The sequence below is a fragment of the Stenotrophomonas sp. SMYL8 genome (assembly GCF_036320065.1).
In the GTDB taxonomy this organism is placed as follows: Bacteria; Pseudomonadota; Gammaproteobacteria; order Xanthomonadales; family Xanthomonadaceae; genus Stenotrophomonas; species Stenotrophomonas maltophilia_A.
Genome location: NZ_JAWIRR010000023.1, coordinates 44,498 through 47,103 on the forward strand (window position 1 = coordinate 44,498; position 2,606 = coordinate 47,103).

At 68.6% G+C, this 2,606-nt stretch carries 3 protein-coding genes; 1 reads left to right on the forward strand and 2 read right to left on the reverse strand.

What is annotated here, in order from left to right; genetic code table 11:
* Nucleotides 1–72: 72 nt before the first annotated feature.
* Nucleotides 73–849 carry an enoyl-CoA hydratase/isomerase family protein gene (locus tag V3B25_RS16485; RefSeq protein WP_049462328.1) on the reverse strand — a complete coding sequence of 259 codons (777 nt, stop codon included), beginning with the start codon at nucleotides 847–849 and terminating at the stop codon, nucleotides 73–75.
* Between the two features lie 34 nt (nucleotides 850–883).
* Here V3B25_RS16485 and V3B25_RS16490 point away from each other — a divergent pair, with 34 nt between their 5' ends.
* The gene (locus V3B25_RS16490; protein WP_149909378.1) at nucleotides 884–1,330 is read left to right on the forward strand and encodes a copper chaperone PCu(A)C; all 447 of its coding nucleotides are present in this window, start codon (nucleotides 884–886) and stop codon (nucleotides 1,328–1,330) included.
* Between the two features lie 452 nt (nucleotides 1,331–1,782).
* On the opposite strand, the gene V3B25_RS16495 is transcribed toward V3B25_RS16490, so the two are convergent.
* Nucleotides 1,783–2,508: a hypothetical protein gene (locus tag V3B25_RS16495; RefSeq protein ID WP_049462330.1), complete on the reverse strand. Its 726-nt coding sequence runs from the start codon at nucleotides 2,506–2,508 to the stop codon at nucleotides 1,783–1,785.
* Nucleotides 2,509–2,606 lie beyond the last annotated feature (98 nt).

Below are 2,606 nucleotides of genomic sequence, written 5' to 3' on the forward strand. Positions count from 1 at the left end.
CCGCCCCCGCCCCCAATTGATCGCCGGCCGGTGGCCCAGCGGGGCGCCCCGCCCCCCCCCCCCCACTACCGGTTACTTGCCCAGCCGGGCGACCAGCGCCTGCAGGGCATTCTGCGCATCCGGGGCGAACCAGGCCTCGACGAAGCGGTCGAGCTGGATCAGGTCCGGCTGCAGCGCCACGTGCAGGTCGGCACGGGCGATGGCGCGGGTCAGCAGCATCGGCTGGCGCGGCTGCTTGAGCAGGTTCTGCAGCCAGGCGATGGCGCGCGCCACCACCAGGTCGCCTTCGGCCAGTTCATCGACCAGGCCGATCTGCAGCGCCTGTTCGGCCGGCACCAGCGAGCCGGTGGTCAGCAGGACGCCGGCGCGGTGTACGCCCACCGCGCGGCGCAGCAGGCGCTGGATGCCCTCCGGCGCGATCAGGCCCACCTGCACTTCGTTCAGGCCGATGGCATACGGCCGCGACGGATCGGCGCTGCGCGCCATCACCCGGTAGTCGCAGCACAGGGCCAGCACGCAGCCGCCCGCCGGTGCGTGGCCGGTGATCGCCGCGACCACCGGGATCCGGCTCTCGGCCAGCGTGCGCACGGCGCCAAAGAAGGCGTTCCAGGTGTCCAACAACTTGTGCTTGTCATCACCATGCGAGAGCAGGTGCGGCACGTCCATACCGCCGGTGAAGATGCGCTCGCTGCCCGACAGCACGATGCCGTGCGCGTCTTCGGCCATGGCCAGCTCGATGGCATGGATCAACTGCCGGCACAGTTCGGTGTCCAGTGCGTTGACCGGCGGCCGCGCCAGGCGCAGTTCGCGGATGGGGCCATGGTTGATCACCTCGATGAGCGTCGTCATGCTGCGGTCTCGTTGCGAAGAAGGAACCTGGGCGATGATAACCAAACCATTCGTTGGCGTACTGTTGGTTCTGTGTGCGGCTGCAGCATCGGCGTCGGCGGCGGAACCGGACTGCGTCACGGTGGAACAGGGCTGGGCGCGGTTGCCACCGAATCCGGCGATGCCGATGACCGCCGGCTACGGCGTGATCCACAACGGCTGCAGCAAGGCGGTGGCGATCACTGGCGCGACCAGCAGCAGCTTCAATGATGTGTCGCTGCACGAAACCACGATCACGGATGGGGTCAGCCGGATGCGCGCGATCGAGCGTCTGCCGCTGGCACCGGGCGCACGCGCCGAGCTCAAGCCCGGTGGCCTGCACCTGATGCTGATGCAGGGCAAAGGCGCGTTGAAGGAAGGCCAGGCGCTGCCGCTGCGGCTGCAGCTGGAAGGCGGTGGCGAAGCGAGCGCGACGTTGGTGGTGCGCAAGGCCGCGCCGTAAGCGCGCGGGGAAACGGCACGCTGCTGCTGACGCAAGGGGTTGGGATGGCCGTCGTAGCGTCGAGCTTGCTCGACGGCCCCGGCCTGCAGCAGTCGAGCAAGCTCGACTCTACGGATGAAGCGACGATTGGGATGGCTGCCGTAGCGTCGAGGACGCTCGGCGCGACCGGAATATCCGGTAGTGCCGGCCGCTGGCCGGCAGCGTGGTGAAAGCCGGCCAGCAGCAGTCGAGCAAGCTCGACTCTACGGATGAAGCGACGATTGGATGGCTGTCGTAGCGTCGAGGACGCTCGGCGCGACCGGAATATCCGGTAGTGGGGGGGGCGGGGGGGGCGGGGGGGGGGAGACCGCGCGGCGCGGGGCGGCACCGGGGGCCTCGTCTAGTGGGGGACGTGCGCGCCCGGCCGCGGCTGGGTGGTCACCCCCGCCCCGCGCCCGCCACTACCAGGGGGCCTACGACCAGTCGTACGAGAACAGCACCGTGCGGCTTTCCGGCTCGTACAGCATCACGATCGCATCGGCGCCGGTGGCGCACCAGTTGTAGCCGGCCACTTCGGCCACCGCGAAGAACGCGTTGCCATCGCGGCGGATGATTGCCAGTTCCGCATCGTCCGGTGCATGCCGGTCGTTGGCGGCGTCGGTGAATTCCAGGGTGAAAGCGTTCGGGATGTCAGCCGTCTCGATCCAGTTGCCGCAGGAAATCTGTCCACCCAGCGTATCCAGATAATCGCGCTCGCTGGCCTCACCCTTGCCATAGCGCGAGTAGCAGGCGAGGCGGCCATGCGTGGCATGGTAATCGCGGGCCTTGGCGTAGCTCTCGCGCATCTGCGCGATGTGTTCCTGCGCATCCTTGTCCTGCACCGCATCACCGATGAAATAGCCCGCGTTGCCGAGGAAGCGCATCTCGTTGCCGGCGGTCAGTTCGAAGGCGATCCAGTTGGTGCCGGTGAAATCGTTGTGGTGTTCTTCTGTGGTCTCGCCGATGCAGCCGTCATACGGCTCGATCGGGCACAGCATCGTTGCCACCTGGCCGGCCAGTTCCGGGCGCAGCACGCCGAGGTCGATCTTCAGCAGCGGCAGCAGGTGCTGGCCGAGCCAGGCCTGGTCGGCGGGGAAGACATCGGTGGGGAAGGCGACCATGCCGGGCAGCAGGTCGCGCAGTTCAGTCTGGTGGATCATGTCAGTCCTTTGAATTGGATCGGTAGTGCCGGGCGCGGGGCGGCCACCCCGCGCGAGATGGGGGGTTGCGGGCCGCGGCCGGGGCGACCACCGGCGGG